Source organism: Ralstonia sp. RL, assembly GCF_001683835.1.
Classification (GTDB): Bacteria; Pseudomonadota; Gammaproteobacteria; order Burkholderiales; family Burkholderiaceae; genus Ralstonia; species Ralstonia mannitolilytica.
Genome location: NZ_LWRX01000086.1, coordinates 1 through 537 on the forward strand (window position 1 = coordinate 1; position 537 = coordinate 537).

Annotated in this window: 1 protein-coding gene; it reads left to right on the forward strand. The window is 69.3% G+C overall.

The annotated features are described in order from the left end of the window. Positions 1-537, forward strand: a 537-nt coding sequence (locus A6M56_RS08170) for a 2-oxoacid:acceptor oxidoreductase family protein (RefSeq protein WP_286758059.1), incomplete at both ends; no start/stop codon positions are given.

Here is a 537-nt window from a genome sequence, read left to right on the forward strand (position 1 = left end):
CGCCGCGCTGCCCGGAAGCGTGCGCCGCATCGCCGTGCTCGACCGGACCAAGGAACCCGGCGCCGATGGCGAGCCGCTGTTCAAGGACGTGCTGGTCACCCTGGCCGAGGACGCCGCCAGCCCCGCCCCGCGCTTCACCACCCCGCCGCGCGTGATCGGCGGCCGCTACGGTCTGGCCTCCAAGGAATTCACGCCGGCCATGGTCGCCGCCGTCTTCGCCGCACTGGCCGAGCCGCAGCCCAAGCGCCGCTTCACGGTCGGCATCGACGACGATGTCACGCATCTGTCGCTGCCCTTCGGCCCCGCCTTCCGCACCGCCGCGAGCCGCGCCCATTTCGCTGCCGTGTTCTACGGCCTGGGCTCGGACGGCACGGTGTCAGCCAACAAGAATTCGATCAAGATCATCGGTGACGAAACCGCGCTGTTCGCCCAGGGCTATTTTGTCTACGACTCCAAGAAATCCGGTGCGATGACCGTCTCGCACCTGCGTTTCGGCCCGCAGCCGATCCGCTCGGCCTACCTGACCGGCGATGGCCG